Below are 255 nucleotides of genomic sequence, written 5' to 3' on the forward strand. Positions count from 1 at the left end.
CCATAATGGCTCATATGAAGAGTCATAAACATCTACGAGTAAACGTAGTTGTGACACATAAGCTACACGATCTACGTGCGTCATGGATATTGATATCGTTGCTTCAGTAGCATTTTGAAATGTGGTTGTTATGACTTGTAATTCATTCATCGTTAAATGATAATCTGAAGCTCGTATCGCTAAAAATTGCTTAGAAAAATCTTCTAAAAGTTGATTTCCTTCATCATAGTGTCCTTCTTTAACATAACTTAATAC

General features: G+C 33.7%; 1 protein-coding gene. It reads right to left on the reverse strand.

Features of this window, described 5'->3' with window-relative positions:
- Positions 1–255, reverse strand: a 255-nt coding sequence (locus tag AOA60_RS29480; protein WP_218240931.1) for a sporulation protein YpjB, incomplete at both ends; no start/stop codon positions are given.

The organism is Pseudomonas sp. 2822-17 (assembly GCF_002742485.1).
Lineage (GTDB): Bacteria > Pseudomonadota > Gammaproteobacteria > Pseudomonadales > Pseudomonadaceae > Aquipseudomonas > Aquipseudomonas cyclaminis.